We start from the raw sequence: 24497 nt of genomic DNA on the forward strand, positions 1-24497 counted from the left end.
ATCACGGTAAAGATGCCATTGATATCGGCGGGGAACCGACCTGCGGGAGAGGGGAGAACACGCGATGGCAGGGTCACGCTCGTCCTTGCGGGGCGGGTTGCGCAGGGGGCTGGCGGGAATCGCCGTTCCACCCGCGGTGAAGCTCAGCCGGCAGGCCGACGCGCTGGCCGCAGCCGGCGACGCGGCAGGGGCGGGGGCGCTCTATGCCCAGGCGCTGGCCGCCGACCCGACACTCGCGGGCACCCACAATAACCACGGCAACGCCCTGCGCGCTCTTGGCCGTCTGGACGAGGCCGCCGCCGCCTACCGGGCCGCCGTCTTCCATGGCCTGCATGAGGGGATGGCGCACTACAATCTCGGCTCCGTCCTGCGTCAGGCGGAGCGGCAGGATGAGGCGGAAGCCGCCTTCCGTCAGGCGCTCGCCCTTCGTCCCGACCATGCCGAGGCCTGGAACAACTGTGGCAACCTGCTGCGCGACCTCGGCCGCTTCGGCGGGGCGGCAGTCGATTACCGGCGGGCTTTGGCCCTTCGGCCGGACTGGGCCGATGCCCATGACAATCTCGGCGCCGTGCTCTATCTGCTGCACGAACAGGGCGGGGAGGAGGACGCGGCGGCGTTGGCCCGGCTGTGGCGGCGCGACCACCCGGACAACCCGCTGGCCCGCCACATCGGTGCCGCCATCGCCGGCGAGGAGGCCGACCCGCGCGCGCCCGACGACTATGTGCGCCAGACCTTCGACCTGTTCGCCGATGAGTTCGACCGCAAGCTGGCCGAGCTGGATTACCGTGCCCCGGCCCTTCTCGCCGGGCTGCTGTCCGATGATGTTGTCCCGGCCGGCGACCTCGACGTGCTGGATGCCGGCTGCGGCACCGGGCTGTGCGCCGAAGCGCTCAGGCCCTATGCCCGCCGGCTGGTCGGTGTCGATTTGTCGGACGGCATGCTGAACCGCGCCCGTGCCCGCGGCCTGTATGACGGGCTGCATGCGGCGGAGCTGGTCGGCTTCCTGGCCGCGCATCGGCTGGCCTTCGATCTGGTCATGGCGGCCGACGTGTTCTGCTATTTCGGCATCCTCGACGACGCTCTGGCCGCCGCTCGCGCCGCGCTGCGCCCCGGCGGCCGGCTGGCCTTCACGGTGGAGGTTCTGGACCCGGCCGACGGACGGCCCCACCGCGTCGCCACCCACGGCCGCTATGCCCATGCCGAAGCCTACGTCCGCACCACGGTGGCGAATGCCGGACTTGTGCTGCGGCGATGCGACCACGACCGGCTGCGCTTCGAAAGCGGCGAACCTGTGATGGGACTGGTGGTGCTGGCCGAGCGCCCTGCTGTTTAGAGCGGCGGTTTAGGCCGGCGGTTTACGAACGCCGCTCAGGACCGACGGCGCGGCCGGCGGAACGGAGCGGGCTTGGGGGCCGGCTTGACCGGCTGCTGGGGCGGCGCGGGCCGGACCAGTGCGTCGGCCTCCTCGGCATGGCCGAGCGAACGCAGCGCAAGAGCCAGCGTGTCGCGGGGCGCCGGATGGGCTGGGTCGATGCGGACGGCATGGCGGAGCGGGGCCAGCGCCGCGGCGGCATGGTTGGTCGCTGCCAGCGCGATGCCGAGATTGAGCGCCGCCGACAGGAAATCCGGCACCAGGGCCAGGGCGTTGCGGAAGGCGATCACCGAATCCGCGCGCAGCCCGGCGGCGAACAGGGCATTGCCCAGAAGGAAGGCGATGTCGGCATCGCGCTGGTCGAGTGCCGCGGCCCGGATCAGGTCGGCCAGCGCCGGCGTCACCTGCCCGGATTCCAGCCGCAGCCGGCCGCGCGCATGCAGCAGATCGACCAGCCTTTCCCGCGCGGGCTCCAGGGCCGGTTCGATCCGCAGGGCGCGCTCCAGCATCGTGGCGGTGGCGTCGATGGCGGCCGGATCGCCGCGGCTATGGCGGGCGAAGGCGCGGTCGGTCCAGGCCTCCGCAAAATCGGGGCGCAGGGCCAGCGCGCGGCGGTAGGAGTCCTCGGCCTCGTTTAGCTGGTCGAGCCCGCGCAGCAGATTGGCGCGGTTGGCGTGAATGTCGGCCGCCTCCGGCCGCAGGGCCAGCGCCTTGCCGATCAGCGTCAGGCCGAACTCTCCCCGGTCGATCTGTCCGGCAAGCACGCCCAGGTAATGCAGCGCGTCCGGCTGCTCCGGCTCGACATCGAGGATGCGGGTGTAGAGTTCCTGCGCCTCACCGAAACGGCCGGCGAGATGCAGGTCGAGCGCCAGCGTCAAGGCTTCGAGGATGGTGGCCATGGCTCAACGCTTTAGGACGACCGGTGCCGTCACCGCAAGCATGTGGACGGGAGTATCTTAGTTTTCGACATAAATATTTTGCGCATCGGAAATCCCCTTTCTCCATATGGGTTAGAATCCCCACTCCAAATAAGTGTAAAGAAACCCTTTACGCGCGGCCAGGGTTAAGGTAATTTAATGTTCAACATTCACCTATCCGGACAATCTGGTCATGAACGTGGCGGTAGCCACATCGACGGTCTCGCGGCCGTTCGCCTTCATGACGCCCCGCGGCAGCGATGCCGTTGACCCAGGGGCCGGCACCTGGACTCCGACCTCCAGCACCGTCCCGCAGGCGGAAGCCGATACGGCCGGTACAACCGAGCCGCTGGTCAACCGCTTCCCGACCGTCGCCTTCAGCTACGACACCGACGCCTCGCGGCTGGTGATGCTGTACCGCGACCCGGCCAACGGGAAGACCGTCTCGCAGATTCCGACCGAAGCCGCCCTGAAGCAGTACAAGGAAGCCCAGCAGAAGGAAAAGGACGCGGAACGCGCCTCCCTGCTGAAGCTGACGGTCGGCGAAAGCGGCCAGGGCGGCCAAACGGGAGGACAGGCGGGCGGCCGCTCTGCGGCCTATGGGCGCGGCGGGACCGATGGGACTACAACGGCCGGCACCGCCACCCCTTCCACCCCCCGGACCGCGGCTCCGGTCACGTCGACCGCTTCCGCCGCCGCGGCATTTGTGGCACACTCCGCTTCGGTCGCGACCACTTCCACCGGCACATCCGCCGGTCGGGTCAATGTCGTGATCTGAGGACGCCCTGTTCCAAGGGCGCGGTTTGCAGGGGGCAGGATGGGCATGGATGTCACGTCATCGACCGCCGGTGCGGCGATGTCCCTGATGCAGGCGCAGGGGCAAATGGCGTTCGGCGTCAAGGCTTTGAACCAGAATGCCGAACAGCAGCAGGCGACGGTGGAAACCCTGATGCAGTCGGGCAATGGCTCCAGTGGCGGCTCCGGCGGCGGCAACGTCACGCCGACGCGTGGGCAGACTCTGAACATCACCGTCTGACCCGGGGCCGGGCAGGTCCCGGCACATCCCGACAGCCGAGCTTTCCGTCGGTCAGACTTTGGAATCGAGCAGGGACGTCAACATCTCGTCCTGGGTCCGGACCACGGCGACATTGGCGCCATAGGCCCGGCTGGCCGCCATCTGGTTGATACGCTCGGTCGCCAGATCGACGTTCGGCGTCGCGACCATGCCGTCGCCGTTCGCCGCACTGTCATCGGGCGCATATTCCTGCAAATAGGCCGGCGTGATCGGCGTGAAGCTGGTGCGCGTGCCGGGATTGGCGTCGCTCTGCGCGACCGCGATGGGCTGGTAGGCCGCGCGCTTGCCGTCCGCGCCGCCGTCGGCGCCCGGAACGGCCCCGGTGGAGCGCACATTCGCGACGTTGGCGGCCGAGGCGTCGAGCCGCCGGGTCTGGGCGGTCAAACCGCTGAGCGCGATGCCGATACTGCCGACCATGGCGGTCCATCCCTTGTCCGACGGCATATCGGGGAACCTTAGCACATCGGATGCCCGACACCAGCGGAGCATCGCCGGCCTGTAACGCCCCCGATGCAATCGCCGCTGTATCTTTCGCGGGGCTTGCGCCATTATCGGGCAAACGGCCGCCGCTCCTTTCCCTTGCCGCCGGTATCCCGCCGATGCTTTCGGCCCTGATGGGACCGGTTCCAATCGAGCCGGCCCAGATGCGAGACGGGAGCCGCCGCCTGAATGCCGAACGCCGCTTTTGCCCTGACCGTCGCCGGGCTGACCGACGTCGGCCGTGCCCGTTCCCGCAACGAGGACGATTTCCAGGTCAGCATTGCCGGGGAATTCGCGGTTGTCTGCGATGGCATGGGCGGCCATGCCGGTGGCGACATCGCCAGCCGCAAGGCGGTCGAGGTGATCTCCGGCATCCTGCGGGACCATGCGCCGTCCAATCCGATCGCTCTGGCGAAGCGTGACGACGCCGACCGCACCCAGACCGACCCGGCGGCGACAGAGCCGGCGGTGCGCCATGCGCTGTCGGTTGCACGGTCTGCGGTGCAGCAGGCCAACCGGGCGATCTACGAGCTGAACCTGGCCCGCGGGTTCTCGTCGGGGCGCGGCATGGGCACCACCGTCGCCGGGCTGTGGCGGATTCCCGGAACCGCCTACATGGCGGTGTTCCATGCCGGCGACAGCCGGGTCTATCGCCTGCGCGACGGAGAGCTGCGCACCCTGACCCGCGACCACAGCCTCTATCAGATATGGCTGGACAATGGCGGGCGCGGAACCGCACCGCAACGGAACATCATCGTCCGCGCGCTCGGCACGGCGGAGGATGTGGAGCCGGACGTCAGCGTGCAGTCGCTGATGCCGGACGATGTCGTCATGCTCTGCTCCGACGGGCTGAACGGCATGCTGCCGGACGGCGTCATCGCCCGCATCCTGCGTCAGGAATCCGACCCCGCCCTTGCCGCCGCCGCGCTGGTGGATGCCGCCAATGCGGCCGGCGGAATGGACAACGTGACGGTGGTGGTCGGACGCTTCGCCGCGACCGTCTGACCGTCCCGGCGGGATCTGTCCATCGAGCCCTGCCGCTCACGGCCCGGTGGCGATGAAGCGTGCATCCGCCAGCGCCGCCGGGGCATCGTCCGGCAGCGCGGCCAGCGCATCGGTCAATGCGGCCAGATAGTCGGCTGCCGGCTCCTGCTCCGGCCGCGGGGTGGCGAAGAGAGGCTCCGCCGTGGCGATGGTCAGCAGCATTTCGGTTCCATAGGGCGGGCCGATGGTCCAGGACCGCCCGTTCCCCGGCTTCCCGTCCTCCCCCCTCTCGCCCAACCGGCGCGATGCGCCTGCGACAAGCGCGATGGCGCTGTCCGACGGGTTGGGGAGCAGATGCACGACGCTGCCGTCGATGGTGAAATAATCGACCTGCAACCAAACCGGACGGGCCGGCGCCCGGATCTCCAGCATCAGCGGATCGCCGGCATTCAGCGCCGGCCCCTCCAGCATGCTCACCGCCAACGGCTCGGCCAAGCCCCGGTTGGCGTCCAGCGCCGTGTCGACGCTGCCCAGAGGGTCGCAGAACCGCGCATCCGCGGTGGCGAGGTCGAAGCCATGGTCCCAGCCGGCGGCAAGGGTCTCGACCGTTTCGCGCACCGCCGTCTCAGCCCGCTCCCCGGCGACCGTCCCTGAAACCAGCAGCCTCCCCCCGGTCGTTTCCACGCCGACCAGTGCGCAGGGAATGGAGCGTAGCGCCGCCGCCACCGCCGCGACCGGCGGCTGCCGGGGGGTTGCCGGGGGAAGGGCCGGCGGCAGGAAGGGCGCCGGCGCAGGGGACGATGCAGGCGGCTCGGATGCCGGTTCGGGTAACGCGTCTTTGACCATCGCCACGGGTGGCGGCAGAGGCGGGGCAGACCGGTTCAGGACCGCTGCCGCAGCCAAGCCGCCCAGCACGGCAACGCCGCCGAGCAGCAGCGACCAGCGGCGGGCACGCGCCGGTGCCGCGCCGGCCGACGAAACGGACGATCCATTCAACGCGCTGACGGCCCGGAGCAGCGCACCTGCATCCGGAAACGCCCCAGCCCCATCGTCGCGCAACGTCGCCAGCAGGGCCGACACCCCCGGCCGCTGGTCGTGCCCGGCCAGAAGCCGTTCGGTCAGCCCCACGGCGGCGGCCAGATCGTCGCGCCGGTCCACCGCTGCCGCGGTCAAGGCCGCACGGCCGAACCCGGCGACCACCGCCGCCGGTCCGGCGCGCAGCACGGTGTCGGCACCGAGCGCGCCATGGATCACGCCGGCCCGATGGGCTGCGGCGAGCGCGTCCAGCATGCGGTCCAGCGTCGCGACGGTATCCTCCCACTCCAGCGGTCCGTCGGCCAGCCTCGTGGCGAGCGTCGGCCCATCGGCCGGTGCCGTGGCGACGAAGGCGGTGCCGGCAAGCTCGCCGGAGGCCAGGATTGCCGGAATGGCCGGGTGGGACAGCCGGGCCGCGGCGCCCGCCATCCGCCGGAACCGCTCCAGCCCGGCGGCATCGGCGCACAGGCGAGCCAGCGGCACGGTCCACAGCGCCACCGCCTGTCCGTTGGCATCCAGGGCGCGGTGCAGCCGGGCGTCGCCGTCCTGCCGGATCAGGTCGAGCAGACGGTAACGACCCAGCCGCTTTTCGCCTTTCGCCATGGCCATCTCAACCGCCGTCCCGTCCCGCCGCATTCCCGCTCCCCGGCCAGAGCCGCCATGACCGCGCCGCTGGTATAGCCGCAGCGCCTTGCAAGGGCCAAGTCCCAGGGCACCCACCCGAAAGTTTCTGTCCCGATGGCCGGTCCCGTCGAACGGCTTGGTCCTGTGACGACGAACGGCCGGTAACCTTTCGTTAGCCATGACGCAGGAAGCTGATACCGCGAGCCGCACCTCTGCGACCCGCATGTGCACCACCCGGCGCGGAGCCTGCTGCCTTGCCCCACACACTCTCCCTTTCCCAATCGTCCGGCCCGAACCTGTCCTGGCTGAACGGGGCGGCGCTCTACCAGATCTATCCGCTCAGCTTCCGCGACCATGGCGGCGACGGCTGGGGCGACCTCGACGGCGTGATCGAGGGGCTGGACCATGTGGCCTCGCTGGGTGTCGACGGGGTGTGGATCAGCCCCTTCTACCCGTCGCCGCGCACCGACTTCGGCTATGACGTCGCCGACCATCGGGCGGTAGATCCGCGCATGGGCAATCTCGCCGTCTTCGACCGGCTGATCGAACGCGCCCATGGGCTGGGTCTGAAGGTGCTGGTCGATCTGGTCTGCGGCCACACCTCCAACGCCCATCCCTGGTTCGTCGAGAGCCGCCGGTCCCGCGACAACGACAAGTCGGACTGGTATGTCTGGGCCGACGCCAAGCCCGACGGCACCGCGCCAAACAACTGGCTGTCGGTGTTCGGCGGCGCCGCCTGGAGCTGGGAGCCGCGGCGGCGGCAATATTACCTGCATCATTTCCTGTCCAGCCAGCCGGCGCTGAACCTGCACCACCCCGCGGCGATGGATGCGCTGTGCGAGACGGCCGAATTCTGGATGGAGCGCGGGGTCGACGGCTTCCGCATCGACGCCGTCGACTTCTTCGCCCATGATCCGCAGTTGCGCTCCAACCCCGCCGCCGTCTGGCGCGGGTCCGAACCGCCGCTGAAGCCCTTCGCCTTGCAGCAGCACATCTACGACATGATGCACCCGGCCATCGGCAGCATCCTGTCCCGCCTGCGCGAGACGGTGGAGCGCTATCCCGGCCGCGTCCTTCTGGGCGAGCTGTCCAGCCAGCCCGGTGCCGGCCAGCGCATCGCCGCCTACTGCACGCCGCAGGGACTGCACGCCGCCTACACCCTGTCGCTGGCCAAGCAGCCCTTCAGCGCCAAGGGGTTCGCCCAGGCCTTGAGCGCCGCCGGACGGCCGGAGTCGATCTGCTGGAGCCTGTCCAACCACGATGTGGAGCGGGCCGCCAGCCGCTGGCTGCCCGCCGGTGCCGATCCACAGGCCTTCAACGCCCTGCTGGCGATGCTGGCCGCGTCGCTGCCCGGCACCGTCTGCCTCTATCAGGGGGAGGAGCTGGCCCTGCCCAACGCGGCGCTGGAGCAGCACCATCTGCGCGATCCGTTCGGCATCACCTACTGGCCCGACTTCCAGGGACGCGACGGCAGCCGCACGCCGATGCCCTGGCGGGCCGGCGAGCCCCATGCCGGCTTCACCGTCGCCGACCCCTGGCTGCCGGTGCCCGACGCCCATCGCGACTTCGCCGTCGACCGGCAGGAACGGACCGCGGGCAGCCCGCTGGCGGTGTGGCGTGCCGCCCTCTCGCTGCGCCGCGACCTGGAGGCGCTGCGCAGCGGCAGTGTCACCGCGGTGGAGGAGCATGGCGACCTGCTGTCCTTCGAGCGCTGTACGGCAGACGACCGCCTGCTGGCCGTCTTCAATATGGCCGACCGGCCGGCGGAATTCGCCTTGCGCGGCCGTGGCGAACCGGAAGCCCTGCCCATTCCCCGCGCGCCGGGCGCCCTGCCGCCGGAGCTGACCGCCGACGGGCGGACGCTGGTGATGCCGCCGCTGTCGGTCTTCCTGGGACGCCTGCGCACCCCTGCCTGACCCGTCCCCGCATAAGCTCTTCGAGGGTGCCGGCTACACCCTCGAAAGGCAGGCATGCACATTTATGCGATGCGGGGCGCCGCATCGGATGCTTTGTTACACTCTCGCCTAAGTCGCTGAAATTCCCTGATTCATTGCGGGTCGTGGAAATTGTCGGCAATAGCAATAATCTTGCGGAGTAGCGGGAGTGGAAAGAAGAGCGTTTCTCACCAAGGCCGGCGTCGGTGCCGTATCGACCGTTGCCGCCTCGACCCTCGCGGCCCCGGCCATCGCGCAGAGCCAGCCGGCCATCCAGTGGCGTCTGGCGTCGAGCTTCCCGAAGAGCACCGACATCCTCGTCGGCACGTCCGAACTGATCGCCAAGCGCGTGTCCGAGGCGACCGACGGCAAGTTCCAGATCCGCGTGCATGCCGCCGGTGAGATCGTCCCCGGCCTTCAGGTGCTGGACGCCGTGCAGAACGGCACCGTCCAGTGCGGCCACACCTGCGGCTACTATTATGTCGGCAAGGATCCGACCTTCGCCTTCGACACCGCGATCCCCTTCGGCCCGAACGCCCGCCAGCAGAACGCCTGGTTCCAGTATGGCGGCGGCCAGGAGGTGATGCGTACCTTCTTCGCCAAGCACGGCATCGTCCAGTTCCCGGCCGGCAACACCGGCGCCCAGATGGGCGGCTGGTACCGCAAGGAAATCAAGTCGCTGGCCGACTTCAACGGACTGAAGATCCGCATCGCCGGCATCACCGGCCAGATCATGGCCAAGCTGGGGGCCGCCCCGACCCAGATCGCCGGCAGCGACATCTACCCGGCGCTGGAAAAGGGCACCATCGACGCGGTCGAGTTCGTCGGCCCCTATGACGACGAGAAGCTGGGCTTCGTCCAGGTCGCCAAATACTACTATTATCCGGGCTGGTGGGAAGGCGGGCCGCAGGTCTCGCTCTACATCAACCAGAAGGAATGGGAGGCGCTGCCCAAGTCCTATCAGGCGATCATGACCGCGGCCTGCGCCGAGGCGAACGGCGCGATGACCGCCCGCTACGACGCCGAGAACGCCAAGGCGCTGAAGCGTCTGGTCGCCAAGGGCGCCCTGCTGCGCCCCTATCCGCGCGACCTGATGGAAGCCGCCCACAAGATCGCCTTCGAGCTGTACGACGACATCGCGAAGACCAACCCGGACTTCAAGGCCGTCTACGACAGCTGGAAGCCCTTCCTGGAGGAGGTGCAGCTGTGGTTCCGCGTGGCCGAGCTGCCTTACGACAACTTCACCCAGTCGGCCGGCCGCTCCAAGTGATCGGCTGCGGGTTCTGACGGAAGGCAGGGGGGGGTGGCCGGTCCGGCCGCCCCCTTTCTTTTTCAGGCCAGATAATTCAGCAGCGACAGCTTCTGCGTCTGGCCTGCTACGGTGTAGGTCGCCTGCTGGACATTCATCGCGCTGCTCAGCCGGGCCGCGACCTCGGTCTGGTCGATGCCCTCGATCTTGGCGAGGCGGTCGGTCAGGGTGGCGACCGAGTCCGTGTGGGCGTCCTTGTTGGTCTCCAGCGTGGCGGCGTCGGAGGCGACCTTGGCGTGGACCGAGCGGATCTGGTCCGATGCCTGGGTCAGCATCTCGCGCGCCTGGGTGCTGTATTCGGTCCATTTGCCGGGGTTGGCCGCCGCCGTCCGCACCAGCTGCATCGCCTTCACCAGCGTCTGGAACGCCTGATCGTCGGCACTGACCCCATAGGTCAGGTTCAGGTTGTCGTCGATCGTCACCTGCGACTTGCGGTACGCGTCGGCATTCTTGCCCTTGGTCAGATATTCGGAATCGTAGAAGGGCAGGTCCGGCGGCTCGGCATTGGGCACGGCGGTCTGGCTGTCCTGCTCCGGCGGCAGCGTGCCGACCGAGATGGTGTTCTGCAGCGACCCGTTCGTGACCTTGGCGCTGGTCGAGAACAGCGACGATCGGCCGGGGTGGTTGGGATCGGCATTGGCCGTGCTGGTCAACGCGATGCCCGGACCGTTGCCCAGGGCATCGATGGTGACCGGCGGGGCAGGATTCAGATTGCCGAACTGCTGGCGCAGCTTGTCGGCCACCTGCCCGACATTGGTGACGCCGGCGGCATAGTCGGTGTCGCTGACCGTGTAGCTGACCTTGTAGGACTGGTAGGGCGGCAGGTCATGCGGCTCGGTCGGATTCTTCAGATAGTAGTTCTGGTTGTACGGATCGTTGGGATCGCCGACCGCGACCGTGAATTCGAAGGTGTCGCCGATGTCCACCGCCGCACCGTTCAGGGTGAAGCGGTCGATCTGCGGCAGGGTGGCCGTCGGCGCCTGGGTGGTCGACGGCGCGGTCGCGGTGTTCTCCACCGTGGCGGAGTTGACGACGCGGGCGGACAGGTCGAACTTCTGCCCCGGCTGCTGGCCGACCAGAGAGATGATGCCGTTGGAGGTCGACACCGTCATCGGCAGCGGCGGGGTGGCCGCGTTGATCTGGGTGGTCAGCGTCTGGGCGACGAAGGTCAGCGTCTTCGGGTCGGACGCCTGGATCTGATAGCCGAAGGTCTTGCCGGAGACGGTCACCTCGAAATAATCGTCGGTGTTCACCACCGCGCCGTTCAGCGTGATCTTGCTGGTCTGCGTCGTCGCCGTCAGGTCGGTGACCGGTTCCGTCCCGAAGCGCGAGCCGGCGAACAGGTAGCGGTCGCCGAAGCGCTGGTTCAGCAGCGCCTGGATGTCGCGCATCGCGCCCTCGGCGCGGTCCTTGACCTGGTCGGCCTGCGGGAAGCTGACGGAGAAGCTGCTGCTCGACGCCGCCTTCAGACTGTCGAAGGTCAGGTTCAGGATCGCGCCCTCGCCGGGGCCGCCGGAGATGTTGAAGTTGTAGCCCTTGCCGTCGTTGGGCGGGGTGGTGCCCAGGTTGATGGCGCGGGTGGTCTTGCCGCCCAGACCGTCGGTCACCGTGACGTCGAAGGTGCCGTTGGTGCCCTGCTGCGACGGGACCGCGGTGACCGTGTATTTGGCGCCGACCGTCAGCGTCGACTTGGACGCGTCGATCGACAGCTTCATCCCGTCGGGGTTGGTGTTGGTCGGGGTGGTGACGCTGGCCGGACCGGGCTGGAAGGGGAAGGTCGTGCTGGAGGTCCAGCTCGACACGATGGACTCCATCGAGGTCAGCACCTTGTCCGTCGCGGCGACGCGCGGTGCGGCGGTGTTGATGCTCTGGATGTAGTTGTTCTTCTTCGCCATCTCCGCCCTGAGGTCCAGAAGCTTCTGCACCTCCGGACCGTAGGCGTTCAGATCGACCGACTTCTTGCCCGTGGTCAGCTGTTCGGACAGCTTGTTGATGTCGTTCTGGCCTCCGGACAGGTTCCGGACAAGGCTCAGATATTTCGAGTAGCTGCTGACTCCCGTTATCGAGCTCATCGGACCACCGCCTCCAGCGCATCAAACATTGCATTGGCCACTTGCATGACCCGTGCCGAAGCCTGGTAGGAGGTCTGGAGCTGCTGGAGCTGGGCGATTTCCTCGTCGATGTTCACGCCGGTCTGCGACTGGTAGCGCTCGGTGAGGAGCTGCATGGACTCCTTGTTGGAATCGGCGGCGGTGCTGGCGGTCTTGGCCGCGGCCATCCAGGTGCCGGTGATGGCGCTGCCCATGGCGCTGTAGGTGGTGTCCTTCATCTGCAGGCCGTCGGCGCTGAAGCTGCGGCCGGCGGCATTGACCGCCTTGACGATGTCGTCGATGGCCGACTGCTTGATTTTGCTGGTGTTGTCCAGGAGCTTGGCGTTGATGTTGATGGTGAAACGGTCGGTTCCGGTGAAGAACTGGTTGGCCTGTTCGCCGGCAGCGGCCGTGCCACCGTTGTCGTAGGCGTCGGCGAAGCTGGTGGGCTCGCCCGGCTTGGTCGGACCGGTGAAGGCCTTGGTGAACTCGTCCAGCTGCGAGCGCAGCTTGCGGATGATCTCCGTCGTCGGGTCGCCGCTGGCCGGGGTCGGCGGCTCGGTGGTCGAGCCGTCCTTGCGCATCTGGATCAGCGATCCCAGCTTGCCGGTGGTCAGGTGGTTGTTGATCGAGGTGACTTGATTGCCGACCTGTAGGTTGATGTTGCCGCCGTCATAGGAAAGATTTGCCGGCTGCGCATCTACCAGTGCCAAGCCCGACGGGGTGAAGATCGCCAGCCGGCCGTCCGGCCGCTCCACCGTGCGGATTCCCATATAGGTGCTCAGTTCGCGGACCAGCCCGTCGCGCTTGTCGGCGACGGTGTTGGCGGCGGCCCCCTGGCCCTGCAGCGACACCATGTCGTTGTTGATCGAGTTGATCTGCTTCAGCAGGTCGTTGACCGTGTCGACCGACTTGGTGATGTCGGTCTTCATGTCGCGGTCGAGCTGCTCCACCCCCTCCGACACGCGGCGGATCTCGCGCGAGAAGCTTTCGGCCGCCTGGACCAGCTGGTACTGGGCGGTCTCGTCCTCCGGCGAGGTGGACAGCGTCTTGATCGCGGCCTGGAACTTGTCCGAATACTCGTTGAGCAGCGGCGTCCCGTTGGTGGTCCGCATCAGGTCGCCCAGCTGCTGCATGTAGGTGGTCGTCACCTGCGATCCGCCATCGCGCGAGGTCAGGTCCATGACCTGGGCCATCAGCGCCTTGTCGACCTCCCGCCGATAGGTCGTGCTGACCACCTGACCGCTGGCGTCCACCGATTGCTGGGCGGTGTGACGCGTGCGGTTCGGGTCGTTGGCCTGCGCGATGTTGTCCGAAACCAGCTTGACGCTGGTCTGGACCGTGCGCAGCCCGGCCGTGGCACTGTTCAAGGCTGCGAAGAGGGACATGGCGGGAGACCTTTCACGGATCGGGATGGTCGGGGCGGTGCCGGGACGGCTGCCGCCCCCCATTCAAACGATCAGGGAACCGGCGATCGGGAAGCTGGCGATCAGTAGAGAAGCGATCAGACAATCAGAAGGTCAGGGCCGCGCTTAGCGCTTCAGCCCCAGCACTTCCTGAAGCATTTCGTCCGAGGTGGTGACGATCTTCGCGTTGGCGGAATAGCTCCGCTGGGTAACGATCATCTTGGTGAATTCGTCGGCGATGTCGACGTTGGAGCTTTCGACGCTGTTCGCCACCACGGCACCGGCGCCGTTCGTCTCCGGATCGTTGAAGTTCGGCTTGCCGGCCTCTTCGCTCTCGATGAAGACGCCGCCGGATTCGCGCTGCAGGGCGTTGGGGTTGTTGAAGGTGATGATCGGCACCTTCGCCACCATCTTCGACCGTCCGTTGTCGTAATTGACCATGACGGTGCCGTTGTCGCCGAACACCACGTCCTTGAACTGCCCGCGTGGCGCGCCGTTCTGGACCAGCTGGGTGACGTTGATCTCCTCGCCGGCATATTGGGTCAGGCCGCCCGGCTTCTGGTACTTGCCGAGGTTCAGCGTGATCTGCTGTGGGCCGAAGCCGTAATCGACGGTGAAGGTGACGTTGGCGTCGGAACCGGCGGACTGGTTGGCGGCGCTGACCGCCGAGCCGGTGCCGACCAGGGCGGTGGAGATGTTGGTCAGCGTGCCGACCGTCTCCGGGGTCTTGCCGAAGGTCAGGCCGATATGGGCCGGCGTCTGGCCGGCGACCGCGCTCTGGTCCAGGGTGAACTGGGCGGCGGGGGCGTCGACGACCGTGCCGCTCGCACCGGCCAGCGTCAGCGTGTTGCCGCTGGCGGTCGCACCGGGGACGACCGACGCGAAATACTGCATGACCTTGGCCGGCGTGTCGTACAGGCCGTAATTGGCGTTGGTGATCGTCAGCGGATAGGTCGTGCCGCCGGAGTCCGTGATGTTGTAGGTGTCGCCGATGTCGATGGTGGATCCGTTCAGCGTCACCGTGCCGGTGCCGGTCATCGTGTTGGTGCCGGTCGGGCTGGCCGCGGTCTTGGAGGTGACGGTGATGACGCCGCCCTGGGCGGTGGCGGTCACCGGCAGCGAGGTGTTCGAGTTGATCTTGTTCGCCAGCGCCGCGGTGATGTCCTCCATCGTCATCTCTTCGCCGGTGGTGCTGTAGGTCACCGCCGTGCCGTTGATGCTGAGGGTGTACTGCGTGCCGATGTCGCCCGGCGTGCCGGTCAGGGTCACCGTGCGGCTCTGGCGCACGCCGGCCACGCTGGAGACCGACGGCAGCGAGCTCATCGTGTTCACCGCGGTGGAGGAGTTGGTCACCGTGGCGGTGGAAGTGACGTTGGTGTTCACCGCATTCGCCTGGATCGACAGGATGTTGCCGGCCGACGAGGCGGTGACGCTTGATCCCAGCGCCTGGTTGATCTTGCCGGCCAGCTGCGAGACGACGTCGCTCACCGACGAATAGCTCTGATAGGTCGCGGCGGTCACCGTATAGCTGATCGCCGTGCCGTTCACGTTGATGGTGAAGGAGTCGCCGACCTCGACCTGGGTCTGCGGGAACTGGAACTTGTCGATTTCACCAGAACTGGCGGTCGCCGCCGTCGAGGTCTGGTTGACGATGGTGTTGGTGGTGTTGGTGCCGGACACCACGTCCGTGTTCAGCTTGAACGGCGTGCCGGGGTTGCGGGCGGTCACGCGGATCGTCTGGCCCGACGAGGTGGCGAGCACCGAGGCCGCCGGCGAGGCGGAGTTGATCTGGTTGGCCAGCGCGCCGGCCAGACCCGAATAGGTCCGGATCGAGCCGATGTTGTCGGCGGTGACCTTCAGGCTGTAGTTGGTGCCGTCGACCTTCACCGAGTAGGTGTCGCCGATGCGCAGGTTGTCCTGGCCGTTGGTGTTGTTGCCGGCAATGGTGATGACGTTGACCTGTGCCACCGCCGTCTGGCCCGCGATGTTCTGGCCGAAGGTCACTGTGGCGGGGTTGCCGGTGAAGGTGCCGTCGACCGGCTTGGTGTTGGAGCCCGGCGCGTCCAGGACCATGCGCCAGCTGCTGTCCGCCTGCTGCCGCCATTTGAAGTTGACGGTGCGCGGGTTGCCCTGGCTGTCGAAGATCTGGATGCTGCTGTCGGGGACCTTTTCGCCTTCCTTGGGCGTCGCCGGCAGGTTGGCCGCCAGGTCGATGGTGTTGGTCGCCACCGGCTTGTCGATCAGGGAATTGACCTGGATCGGCGCCACCTGGTCCTTGTGCAGGACGCCCGTCACCGGATCGACCAGCCAGCCGTTCAGGGCATAGCCGGCGCTGTTGACCAGATAGCGGCTCTTGTCCAGTTCGAAGTCGCCGGCGCGGGTGTAGAAGGCGGCCGACGAATTGACCGTGCCGGTCTGCGTCTGCACCAGCGTGCTGGAGCCCTGGGTCGCCACCTTGGTGACGCTGAAGAAGCCCTGGCCCTGGATGGCGATGTTGGTCGGGCTCTGCACCTGGGTCAGGCTGCCCTGGATGTTGTTCATGAAGACCGGTTGCGCCGTGACCCCACCCGGCTCGTGCAGACGCTGGCTGGACTGCAGGACCATCGTCTCGAAGGCCGAATCGACACGCTTGTAGCCGATGGTCGAGCTGTTCGCGATGTTGTCCGAGATATGTCCGAGCGCCTTCGACTGGGCATTCAGGCCGAGAACGGCGGTTGTCATCGAACCGAAGATGCTCATGGCCGGGGGTCTCCGAAAGAAAGGGCAAAGGTCTTCTGCGCCCTATCTAGCAAGCGGAGTGCCAACTGCCGCTTCAGATTCAAGACATTGAAAACACTGAATTTTTTGAACAAGCTGTACGGCGTGGCCGGAAATTGCCGCCCGGTAGGAAAGTTTCGCCTAGTGCCGCCGGGGCGGAGGGGCAGAAAGCTCCCGCCGAAGTTGCCGCTTCTACCGGGCGGTCCGGACGGCGCGGGCGGCCTGCGCCTTCAGCACGGCGGCGGCGGTGCCAAGCGCCGTGGCCCAGTCGCCGGGGCGCGGCTGGCGGAACAGTCGCAGCGACGGGTACCAGGGGCTGTCGGCCCGGTCGAGCAGCCACCGCCAGTCCGGCACATGGGGAAGCATCAGCCAGCACGGCACGCCCATCGCCCCGGCAAGATGGGCGATGGCGGTGTCCACCGTCACCAGCAGGTCGAGGTTGGCGAGAATGGCGGCGGTGTCGGCGAAGTCGCGCACCCGCTCCATCCCGTTCGGCACCCTCACGCCGGGCAGGCGGTCCAGCCCGGTGGCGGCCTCGCCGGTTTGCAGGCTGACGAAGCGCACGCCCGGCACCATCAGCAGCGGCAGCAGGGCCGCCGCCGGGATCGAGCGGTTGCGGTCGTTGCGGTGCTGGGGGTTGCCGGCCCACACCAGCCCGACCCGGAGGGCAACATCCTCCTCCCCCGGTCCATCCAGCCCGTCCAGCCGGTCGCGCCAGCGGGCGACGTCGCCGGGATCCGGGGCGAGATAGGGCACGGCGGCCGGAATGTCCGACAGGCCGGTGCCGAAGGCATGCGGCAGGCTCATCAGCGGGCAATGGATGTCGTGCGGCGGCGGATCCTCGCCACGCGACAGCACCTGGATCGACGATCCCAGGCAGCGATTGAACAGCCGGTACAGCAGCATATGGCTTTCCAGGATCACCCGCCCGCCGCCCGCCGCGGCGATCTGCGCCACCAGCGGGGCATAACGGACGAACTGGATGGCATCGCCGAAGCCCTGGTCCATGTGCAGCAGGATGGTGGCGCCGCCCGGCGGCTGTCCGGCCCAGGGCGGGGTGGCGAAGCGCTGCCAGCGGTGCTCGAACCCCTCCCATCCCGCGTGCAGGTCGCCGCGCACCAGCCGCCCCACCGCGCGGGCGAGATGGGCATCGGCACGGGAGGGCTGGCGCGCCAGCACGGCGTCGAAGCAGCCCTCCGCCTCGTCGAAACGGCGCTGGTCGCGCAGGACGGTGCCGAGATTGAGTAAGGTCGCCGCATGGCCGGGCCGAAGCCGGGCCGCACGTTCCAGCCAGCGCCGCGCATCGGGGTAGCGCGCCAGCGCATGCAGGGAGGCGCCTTGCGCCTCGAGAGCGTCGCCGTCGGCCGGATCGAGCGCAAGGGCGCGCCGCAGCACCGGTTCCGCCCGCTCCGGCATCTCCGCCGCCCGCAGGGCCGCCCCCAGATGACTCCAGGGCGCCGGAGCGGCCGGACGGACGCGCACCGCACGGGCGATCCACCGCACGGAGGCGGCCGCGTCGCCGGTCTGCGCCCGCAGGACGCCGGACAGGTGCAGCGTGTCGGGTTGGGCCGGGTCCGCCGCCAGGATCCGTCGGTAGGCGTCGGCCGCCGCATCGGCATGGCCGGCCATGTGGTGGTTGACGGCAGCGTTGAGAGCGTCCAGGAGTGTAGCCATACCCTCTTCTGTACACCGGCCGGCCGGGCAGAGCGAGGATCGAAGAACAGCGAAAATCCCAGGTCAGCGAAAGCTGACGATCAGGAGCCCGTCACGGCAATGGACGACCGCCTTCCGACGCATCTCTGGGTCTCGGCCCATATCCGCACGGCCGATTCCCAGGGCGTGGCGATGACCGTGGTCCGCAAGGGCGACCCCAGCCGCGGCACCGTGATTCTGAAGATCAACCGGCTCGACCGGACCTTTTCCGTGCTGGTCCAGACGCGCGAGGCCGATGGCGAGCGGCTGTTCTGGGCGCGCGGCACCGGCGCCGACCCGGTGCCGGAGGCCGATGCCGACGCCTATATCGCCCGCCAGCTCCGCTACGACCCCGACGTCTGGGTGATCGAGGTGGAGGACCGCCAGGGCCGGCATTGGTTCGACGGGCCGGTGCGCTGACCGCCGCCCAGACCGCCGCCGTCAGGGCGGTGGGCCGATGACGGACAGCCGCAATTCTCCGACCTCCTCCGCCGTCGGCGGACGGGGAGGCGAGCCGGAGGCGGTGATGCGCAGGCGGAGCGTCAGGCGACCGTCCCGCAGGGCCCCGGCCGGCACCGGAATGGTGACCGTCCCGGCACCCTGACCGCGCTGGGGGCCGAAAGGGGCGGCGGTCCCGATGGGCTCGCCGTCCGCCGTTGTGACCTCCACCGTCTGCCCGCGGGTGAGCACGCCCAGGGTGACCGCCAGGATGGCGACCTCGCCCTGCCGCGGCGGATGCGGCAGGGCGAGCGTCGTTTCCCCATTCCCGTCCGGTCTCCCGGACTGACCGGCCGATGCCGCGCCCGCGGGCTGGCCCGTCAGGAGGACCAGCAGCGCGAGCAGGGCGACCGGCAGTCTGCCGGCCTGCCAAGCCTTACAGGGTGTGGAGCGAGACCCCCTTGACCGCCGGCGCGGCGGTGGTGGAACCGTTGGACGGGACAATGCGGACCTCCAGCGTTGCGGTTGCCGGCGCCGCCGCCTGCGCGGCCGGGCTCCGGGCCAGTGCCGCGGTGCGTGCGGGCTCGGGCAGCGGCAGGGTGAAGGTGGCATCGTCCGCCATGCCGTGCATGGCCGGGCCGAAGAAGCCGATGGTGCCGCCGTAATAGGGGCTGTCCGCCGCCACCTTCGTCACGCCGGCCGGCGCGTTGATCAGCAGGTCGAAATTCCGCGGGGCGCCGCTGCCGGCCGGGCGGGTCACCTTGACCGCCATCACCACCGGGCTGGACGGCGCTGCCGATAGCTGGACGGATCCCACGCCCTTGGCCACCGTGCCCTTGACCGGAGCCGATGGCTTGGCCGCCGCCACCTGTGCCGATTCCGCGTCGCCGAAGCCGTGCCGATACTCGTACTGGAACCGTTCGGTGCTGAGATAGTCACCGGCGCGGCCGTCGAGGACATAGCTGCCGTCGGCGCGGACGAAGAACAGGAAGGGCTCGCGGGACAGCTGCGACAGCTCCTCCTTGTCGGTCGGCAGGATCGGCAGGCCCAGCCGCTGCTGCTTGCGCGTCCACACGTCCCACAGGCGGTCCATGTTCGAATGGTGCAGGAAGAAGACGGGATCCACCGGCGACAGGAAGTTGGTCATGTTGCCGTAGGGGCCCGGATCCCACGGGCCGACGCCGCCGATGTAGTTGTGGACAAGGTTGTGCGGCTGGCCTTCCAGCACCGAGAACTGGGTGTCCTTGCCCGGCATGACGTTGTGCGACGCCGTCTTGGAGCTGGTGAAGCTGTGCGTCACGTCGGCATTGTAGTAGTCCACCGGCAGCAGGCCGGTCAGTACCGTGTGGGGCGAGCAGGCCTTGGCCGTCTTGTCGTCCAGCTTCGGGTTCTCGCGGGTCAGGTAGCGCGCACGGTCGGTCGCGGCGAAGGCCTGGTTGCCGGGATCGCACTTGCCGTGGCTGCACCCGGTGACGTCGTCCCACAGCTTGCCGAAGCTGCTGTAGCCGCGAAGGTCCAGCTGCTTGCGCTGAGCCTCGTTCAGCGTGTCCCAATAGGCCTTCATCGCCGGCTTGATGTAGGCGGTGAAGGTCTTCAAATCCTTGGTGTAGGGAAGGAAGGCTTCGCTGACCGGGGTCAGGGCGCCGTCGAACATCTCGTTGGGGATCTGCGGCAGAAGCGTCCAGTCCCAATAGGGAAAGGCGAAATTCGGATTGTCGCTGTACTTGCGCACCGTCTCTTCGAAATAGCCGATATAACCGCGGTGCCAGACATAGAACCACCAGTTGCCGTGCGGACAGTCCATGAAATGGACGAAGGCGTTGCGGAACCAGTTGTGCGGATGATCGGGAGGCAGGGCCACCATCTTCTGCACGGCCGTGGCGTAGCTGCGCAGCATCGCCTTGCCTTCGTCGCTGGTCGCGCTGTAGCGGATGTATTTCGCAGTCGCCGCCCGCGCCGGGCCGAACGGCAGCAGGGAGGCACCCGCAGCAGCCGTGGCCGTCGCAAGAAAATCGCGCCGATTGAAATTCATTTTGATCAAGCTCCCGCATAACGACAAAAACACTGGAAGTCTGTATAGGAAACCGACTGTTTGCACGTGAATTCAACCGGCACCGACGGGCGGGCCTGGATTGGGCGGATGGCGCCATACCTGCGGATGTCCGATCGTCCGCGGACAGGCGCAGGCCGGGATCGGGCGGATCGGAAAGCGGCGGTCGGTTCTAGGCGCCCGCGGTGACTCGGGGAAAGCGCAGGGTGAAACGGGTGCCTTCGCCGGGACGGCTGTCGACCCCGATGGTGCCGTGCAGGCGGCCGGTCACCAGATTGTAGACGATGTGCAGCCCCAGCCCGCTGCCGCCCGCCCCGCGCCGTGTGGTGAAGAAGGGGTCGAAGATCTTGGGCAGCACGTCCGGCGCGATGCCGTTGCCGTCGTCGGCGACCGACAGTTCCACCATGTCGGGACCGAGCAGCCGGGCGGCGATGGCGATCCGGCCGGGCTGTTCCGGATCCAGCGCATGGACCAGCGCATTCATGATCAGGTTGGTCAGGATCTGCGACAGCGCCCCCGGATAGCCGTCCAGCTCCAGGTCGGCAGGGCAGGCGACGTCGATGGCCAGGGCCGTCCGCGCCTTGTAGGTCGGGTGCAGGCTGCGCAGCAGCTCGTCGATGTAATCCCGCAGCAGGAAGGGGCGGCGTTCGTCGCTGGACTGGTCGACGGCGACCAGCTTGAAGCTCTGCACCAGATTGGCGGCACGGGTGCTGTTCGACAGGATCAGGCTGGCCATCTCCATCCCGTCGCTGAGGAAGCGCTGGAAGTCCGACTTCTTCAGCGCGTTCGCCGTGTGGCGGTCCGACAGCTCGCCGATCAGCGCCTGCAATTGCGAGGCGCCGGTGATGGTGATGCCGATGGGGGTGTTCACCTCATGCGCCACGCCGGCGACCAGCTGGCCAAGCGAGGCCATCTTCTCCGCCTGGATCAGGCTGGCCTGGGTGGCCTTCAGTTGGTCGAGCGCGCGTTCGGCGGCATCGCGCGACTGGCGCAGGGCATGCTCCGCCTCCACCTCGCGCGTCACGTCGACCACCACCGCCTGGATCGCCGGGCCGTCCATCCAGTCGACGCGCCGGCCGGTCAGCTCCACCCAAAGCCCGGCGCCGTCGGACCGGCAGGCACGAATGCGGCGGCGCGGCGTCGACTGCCCATTCTCCAGCAGCCGGTCGTACCCCTCGATCAGCGCCTGGCGTTCCGTCGCCGCCACCACCGACAGCAGGGACGGCAGGGCGACCACCTCCGTCACCGTCATGCCGAGCATGGCGGCGAAGCTGTCGTTGGCATAGAGCACATGGAAATCGCGATGGATGACGATGCCCTGGATCGAGCCTTCGACAAGATCGCGGAAGCGCCGTTCGTTGTCGGCGAGGGCCTGCTGGCGCCGGTCGATCTCCTCGATGAAATAGCGGATCGAGGCGCCGATGTCAGTGATCTCGTCGTCGCCATCGACCGGGACCGGAACCGGCAGGCCGGCCGGCGCCGCAATGCCGCAGTGGGGGGGCTGGCGGTTTCCCGACAGCCGGGCCAGCACCGCCCGGTTCATCGCCACCAGCCGCGTCGACAGGAAGCGGCGGAAGAAGAAATAGACGCAAACCGCCAGCAGAAGCGACGTTCCGGCCAACACCATCACCGTGCGGGTGCGTTCGGCGATCAGCGCCGCCAGCGCATCGGTGCGTTCGGCCGACTGGTCGCGGATGGAATCGTACAGAGTGCGGGTGGAGCGTTCGACCGTCTCGACCAGCACCTGGGCCTGTCCGGTCAGCGCCTGGGCGCGATTGCGCGCCTGCAACCTGTCGATGGCGCTTTCGAACAGCCCGCCCGGCGCCACCAGCAGGGAGAACAGCTCCTCCTGCACGGTGGACATCATCTGCCCGGTGGGGTCCGGGGCGCCGCCCGACAGGCGGGCCAGTTCGGCCAGCGTGCGTTCGGCGGACCGCGCCTCGCCCTTCAGGCGGCTGAGATGATCGAGCTGCGTCGCTCCCGCCGCCCGCGCCATCAGCGCCCCGATGCGGGCCGCCCAGGCCCCCGTGTCCGGCATGCTCTCGATCGCCGCCGCCAGCCGGCTCAGCGCGCGGGCGGCTTCGGCCTGACGGTCGCCATAGTCGATCTGGCGCGTGACCTCGGCGTTCAGGTCGGCGACCGTGGCGGCCAGGATCAGCAGGGTGGAGCGGGTCTGCTCCAGCAGGCGGACATTGCCGTCGCGCTCGCCCGCGCCGGGATCGCCCTCCTTCATCAGGCCGCGCATGCGGGCAACCAGAAGCTGCATCGAATCCAGTTCCGTCACCAGCCCGTCATAGATGGACCGGCGCTGCGGCGTCGAGGCGGCGGCGGCGAGCTGCGGCAGCTGCGCCACCAGCTTCTGCAACGACCCGTGCAGTTCGGCGCTGGTGATGACCTCCGGCAGGGTGTTGGTGGACAGCGCCGCCACCTCCGCCCGGAACAGGCGGAAGGAGGACATCGACACGCCGCCGATCAGCAGCACCAGCAGCGCCATCACCGACAGGCCCAGCGTGATGCGGAGGGCGATGCCGAAACGCCGCCTGCGTTTCGGCGGCGGCGTCTGCGGCATGCGCCGCGCGGTGTTGTCTATGACCACCGCATCGGATGCCGGCAGGGCGGTGGAAGACAGCCCGTCCATCACCGCCTCACCGTCATGCGGCCGTCGAGCCGGGGAACGAACTCGCCGCTGCGGGCGATCTGGTCGATCATCTGGGTGGAGACGAACTCGGTGTTGCGGTCCTCCACCAGCCGCGGCGCGCCGGCCAGGATGCCGTAGCCGTCGCCCCCCGCCGCCAGGAAGCTGCTGGTCGCCAGACGGTAGCGGCCGGACAAAGCGACCGGCTTGCCGCCGACCGACAGGCTGCGCAGCCGCTGGCCGGGCGGGCGGCCGAGGTCGATCTCGGCCTGGGCATTGGACAAATGGGGAAAGCGGCCCTGCAACTGCTCCACCGCCGACACGCCGCTCTCCACCACATCCCAGAGCTGCTGTCCGGAGACGTCCAGCACCACCCCGACATCGTGGAAGGGCAGTTCGGTGTAGATGTCGCGCCGGGTCAGCAGGGTGCCGGCCGGATACTGGCGGTCGCCGCGGATGCCGCCGCCGTTGAACAGCGCCACGTCGCTGTCCAGCGCCTCGCGCAGCGTGTCGACCACCGCATTGGCGAAGGCGTTCTCGCCCGTCCGCAGCGACTCCTTGCGGGTGTCGAGCGGTGCGCTGAGACGTCCCACCTCCATCCGCAGCATGGTGTCGAGCCGCGCCGCATAGGCCCTGGCCTGGATCAGCACCGCCGGGTCGGGCGCAACCGTCGCCGTGTCGATCAGGCGCGGCGCCGGGGTCCAGGTCACCACCGGCTGACCGTCCGGTCCGGCGGTCCGCTGCATCGTCAGGTCGAGCGCCAGCACCCAGGCGGCCTGCGGCCCGACCGTGGCGGACAGGAACCGGCCGTCGTACTCGACGGCGAAGGGGCGGCTGCGGTCCTGGTAGAGCACGATGTCGGCCGGCCGGGCGGCCAGCACGCTGCGGTGGGTGTCGCCGGCATAGCCGGTCATCGCCACCACCAGATCGACGCCGTCGGCCCGCAAGGCGGCGGCCTTGGCGGCCAGCGCCCGCACCGGGTCGCGGAACTCGGTGCGCTGGGTGCGGGTGGTCTCCCGCGTCAGCACCGGCGTCGCCGCCATCACGCCGATGCGCAAGGGGCCGGCGGTCAGCACCACCGCCTCCTCCAGACCGTCCGGCGTGCGGCCGGTGGAGCGGTCGACCGCGTTGGTGGTGACGATGGGGAAGCCGGCCTCGAAGGCGCGGGCGCTCAGCCGGTCGTCGCCATGATGGTATTCGCGGTTCAGCGCGGCCATCGCGTCGATGGTCATGCCGTTCAGCAGGTCGATGATGTGGGCGCCCTGATCGTAGAAGGCGAGCACCGACGGCGCCAGCGTCTGTCCGCCATGCAGGACCAGCAGGTTGGGATGGGCGGCCCGCTCCTGCCGGATCGTGCCGGCCAGCCGCGCCATGCCGCCGCGCCCGGCGGTCTCGTCCAGGTCGGTGGTGCCCTGGGTATAGAGGATGGTCAGCCGCACCGGCCCGCTGTCCGCCACGGTCGCCTTGGGGGAGGCGTCAGTCTCCTGCGCATGGGCCGGCAGGGTCGCGGCCGGCAGGATCGCGGCGAGGCCGATGGCAAGGCCCAGCGCCAGCGATGCGGTCAGGGGCGGCGATGTCCTGCCGGGCCGGGTCCGCACCCCGCCGGCAGCGCCGATTGAAATACCGATAATGTCCATAGCCCGGCGTCACCATTGCCCCCGCGCCGGATTATGCTCATTTTCCAGTCTTTGTTGAAGCA

Annotated in this window: 18 protein-coding genes; 7 read left to right on the forward strand and 11 right to left on the reverse strand. The window is 68.5% G+C overall.

Going from position 1 to position 24497, the window contains the following annotated elements; genetic code table 11:
- The first annotated feature begins 64 nt into the window (after positions 1-64).
- Positions 65-1333: a tetratricopeptide repeat protein gene (locus ABNQ40_RS16835; protein WP_109050471.1), complete on the forward strand. Its 1269-nt coding sequence runs from the start codon at positions 65-67 to the stop codon at positions 1331-1333.
- Between the two features lie 35 nt (positions 1334-1368).
- Here the strand turns inward: ABNQ40_RS16835 and ABNQ40_RS16840 are convergent, their stop codons facing one another.
- A complete protein-coding gene (locus ABNQ40_RS16840; RefSeq protein WP_109050470.1) occupies positions 1369-2271 on the reverse strand; it encodes a tetratricopeptide repeat protein in 903 nt (300 codons plus the stop codon).
- Between the two features lie 211 nt (positions 2272-2482).
- Here ABNQ40_RS16840 and ABNQ40_RS16845 point away from each other — a divergent pair, with 211 nt between their 5' ends.
- On the forward strand, positions 2483-3067 hold the full coding sequence (locus tag ABNQ40_RS16845) for a hypothetical protein (RefSeq protein WP_158285597.1): 585 nt from the start codon (positions 2483-2485) through the stop codon (positions 3065-3067).
- A gap of 45 nt (positions 3068-3112) precedes the next feature.
- Positions 3113-3325: a hypothetical protein gene (locus ABNQ40_RS16850; protein ID WP_146255502.1), complete on the forward strand. Its 213-nt coding sequence runs from the start codon at positions 3113-3115 to the stop codon at positions 3323-3325.
- 51 nt (positions 3326-3376) lie between these two features.
- Here ABNQ40_RS16850 and ABNQ40_RS16855 read toward each other — a convergent pair whose 3' ends face one another.
- Positions 3377-3808, reverse strand: coding sequence for a flagellar basal body rod protein FlgC (locus tag ABNQ40_RS16855; RefSeq protein WP_247879853.1), 432 nt, complete (start codon positions 3806-3808; stop codon positions 3377-3379).
- Between the two features lie 225 nt (positions 3809-4033).
- On the opposite strand from ABNQ40_RS16855, the gene ABNQ40_RS16860 reads away from it, so the two are divergent.
- Positions 4034-4849: a PP2C family serine/threonine-protein phosphatase gene (locus ABNQ40_RS16860; RefSeq protein WP_109050465.1), complete on the forward strand. Its 816-nt coding sequence runs from the start codon at positions 4034-4036 to the stop codon at positions 4847-4849.
- Positions 4850-4885: 36 nt separating this feature from the next.
- On the opposite strand, the gene ABNQ40_RS16865 is transcribed toward ABNQ40_RS16860, so the two are convergent.
- Positions 4886-6466: a DUF4384 domain-containing protein gene (locus ABNQ40_RS16865; RefSeq protein ID WP_109491012.1), complete on the reverse strand. Its 1581-nt coding sequence runs from the start codon at positions 6464-6466 to the stop codon at positions 4886-4888.
- A 275-nt stretch (positions 6467-6741) separates the two neighbouring features.
- On the opposite strand from ABNQ40_RS16865, the gene ABNQ40_RS16870 reads away from it, so the two are divergent.
- The gene (locus tag ABNQ40_RS16870) at positions 6742-8403 is read left to right on the forward strand and encodes an alpha-amylase family glycosyl hydrolase (RefSeq protein WP_109050464.1); all 1662 of its coding nucleotides are present in this window, start codon (positions 6742-6744) and stop codon (positions 8401-8403) included.
- 187 nt (positions 8404-8590) lie between these two features.
- On the forward strand, positions 8591-9691 hold the full coding sequence (locus ABNQ40_RS16875; protein ID WP_109050463.1) for a TRAP transporter substrate-binding protein: 1101 nt from the start codon (positions 8591-8593) through the stop codon (positions 9689-9691).
- Between the two features lie 62 nt (positions 9692-9753).
- Here the strand turns inward: ABNQ40_RS16875 and ABNQ40_RS16880 are convergent, their stop codons facing one another.
- The 4 genes from ABNQ40_RS16880 to ABNQ40_RS16895 all read right to left on the reverse strand — a co-directional run bounded on the left by ABNQ40_RS16880 (position 9754) and on the right by ABNQ40_RS16895 (position 17657).
- A complete protein-coding gene (locus tag ABNQ40_RS16880; RefSeq protein ID WP_109050462.1) occupies positions 9754-11802 on the reverse strand; it encodes a hypothetical protein in 2049 nt (682 codons plus the stop codon).
- Entirely contained in the window at positions 11799-13208 is a 1410-nt protein-coding gene (flgK, locus tag ABNQ40_RS16885; RefSeq protein WP_109050461.1) for a flagellar hook-associated protein FlgK, read from the reverse strand. The genes ABNQ40_RS16880 and flgK overlap by 4 nt, the downstream gene beginning before the upstream one ends.
- A 144-nt stretch (positions 13209-13352) precedes the next feature.
- Positions 13353-15965 carry a flagellar hook-basal body complex protein gene (locus ABNQ40_RS16890; protein WP_109050460.1) on the reverse strand — a complete coding sequence of 871 codons (2613 nt, stop codon included), beginning with the start codon at positions 15963-15965 and terminating at the stop codon, positions 13353-13355.
- Positions 15966-16175: 210 nt separating this feature from the next.
- Complete coding sequence (locus tag ABNQ40_RS16895; protein WP_109050459.1) at positions 16176-17657, reverse strand: tetratricopeptide repeat protein; 1482 nt, start codon at positions 17655-17657, stop codon at positions 16176-16178.
- 99 nt (positions 17658-17756) lie between these two features.
- On the opposite strand from ABNQ40_RS16895, the gene ABNQ40_RS16900 reads away from it, so the two are divergent.
- Entirely contained in the window at positions 17757-18095 is a 339-nt protein-coding gene (locus ABNQ40_RS16900; protein WP_109050458.1) for a DUF1491 family protein, read from the forward strand.
- Positions 18096-18116: 21 nt separating this feature from the next.
- Here ABNQ40_RS16900 and ABNQ40_RS16905 read toward each other — a convergent pair whose 3' ends face one another.
- From ABNQ40_RS16905 to ABNQ40_RS16920, 4 genes are all read right to left on the reverse strand, one after another.
- Entirely contained in the window at positions 18117-18365 is a 249-nt protein-coding gene (locus ABNQ40_RS16905; protein WP_199235354.1) for a hypothetical protein, read from the reverse strand.
- Positions 18366-18549: 184 nt separating this feature from the next.
- The gene (locus ABNQ40_RS16910; protein ID WP_109050457.1) at positions 18550-20145 is read right to left on the reverse strand and encodes a tyrosinase family protein; all 1596 of its coding nucleotides are present in this window, start codon (positions 20143-20145) and stop codon (positions 18550-18552) included.
- Between the two features lie 190 nt (positions 20146-20335).
- Entirely contained in the window at positions 20336-22801 is a 2466-nt protein-coding gene (locus tag ABNQ40_RS16915; RefSeq protein WP_109050456.1) for an ATP-binding protein, read from the reverse strand.
- The gene (locus ABNQ40_RS16920) at positions 22801-24435 is read right to left on the reverse strand and encodes a bifunctional UDP-sugar hydrolase/5'-nucleotidase (RefSeq protein ID WP_109050455.1); all 1635 of its coding nucleotides are present in this window, start codon (positions 24433-24435) and stop codon (positions 22801-22803) included. The genes ABNQ40_RS16915 and ABNQ40_RS16920 overlap by 1 nt, the downstream gene beginning before the upstream one ends.
- Positions 24436-24497: the final 62 nt, after the last annotated feature.

Origin of the sequence: Azospirillum sp. A23, assembly GCF_042938965.1 — a bacterium.
GTDB classification, from domain to species: domain Bacteria; phylum Pseudomonadota; class Alphaproteobacteria; order Azospirillales; family Azospirillaceae; genus Azospirillum; species Azospirillum melinis.

What these genes read in the sequence shown, in the direction of transcription:
- ABNQ40_RS16835 (WP_109050471.1), top strand. Translation starts at nt 65, where the DNA reads ATGGCAGGGTCACGCTCGTCCTTGCGGGGCGGGTTGCGCAGGGGGCTG.
- ABNQ40_RS16900 (WP_109050458.1), top strand. Translation starts at nt 17,757, where the DNA reads ATGGACGACCGCCTTCCGACGCATCTCTGGGTCTCGGCCCATATCCGC.
- ABNQ40_RS16895 (WP_109050459.1), bottom strand. Translation starts at nt 17,657, where the DNA reads ATGGCTACACTCCTGGACGCTCTCAACGCTGCCGTCAACCACCACATG.
- ABNQ40_RS16855 (WP_247879853.1), bottom strand. Translation starts at nt 3,808, where the DNA reads ATGCCGTCGGACAAGGGATGGACCGCCATGGTCGGCAGTATCGGCATC.
- ABNQ40_RS16915 (WP_109050456.1), bottom strand. Translation starts at nt 22,801, where the DNA reads ATGGACGGGCTGTCTTCCACCGCCCTGCCGGCATCCGATGCGGTGGTC.
- ABNQ40_RS16920 (WP_109050455.1), bottom strand. Translation starts at nt 24,435, where the DNA reads ATGGACATTATCGGTATTTCAATCGGCGCTGCCGGCGGGGTGCGGACC.
- ABNQ40_RS16910 (WP_109050457.1), bottom strand. Translation starts at nt 20,145, where the DNA reads ATGAATTTCAATCGGCGCGATTTTCTTGCGACGGCCACGGCTGCTGCG.
- ABNQ40_RS16840 (WP_109050470.1), bottom strand. Translation starts at nt 2,271, where the DNA reads ATGGCCACCATCCTCGAAGCCTTGACGCTGGCGCTCGACCTGCATCTC.
- ABNQ40_RS16865 (WP_109491012.1), bottom strand. Translation starts at nt 6,466, where the DNA reads ATGGCGAAAGGCGAAAAGCGGCTGGGTCGTTACCGTCTGCTCGACCTG.
- ABNQ40_RS16845 (WP_158285597.1), top strand. Translation starts at nt 2,483, where the DNA reads ATGAACGTGGCGGTAGCCACATCGACGGTCTCGCGGCCGTTCGCCTTC.
- ABNQ40_RS16880 (WP_109050462.1), bottom strand. Translation starts at nt 11,802, where the DNA reads ATGAGCTCGATAACGGGAGTCAGCAGCTACTCGAAATATCTGAGCCTT.
- ABNQ40_RS16850 (WP_146255502.1), top strand. Translation starts at nt 3,113, where the DNA reads ATGGATGTCACGTCATCGACCGCCGGTGCGGCGATGTCCCTGATGCAG.
- ABNQ40_RS16860 (WP_109050465.1), top strand. Translation starts at nt 4,034, where the DNA reads ATGCCGAACGCCGCTTTTGCCCTGACCGTCGCCGGGCTGACCGACGTC.
- ABNQ40_RS16890 (WP_109050460.1), bottom strand. Translation starts at nt 15,965, where the DNA reads ATGAGCATCTTCGGTTCGATGACAACCGCCGTTCTCGGCCTGAATGCC.
- flgK (WP_109050461.1), bottom strand. Translation starts at nt 13,208, where the DNA reads ATGTCCCTCTTCGCAGCCTTGAACAGTGCCACGGCCGGGCTGCGCACG.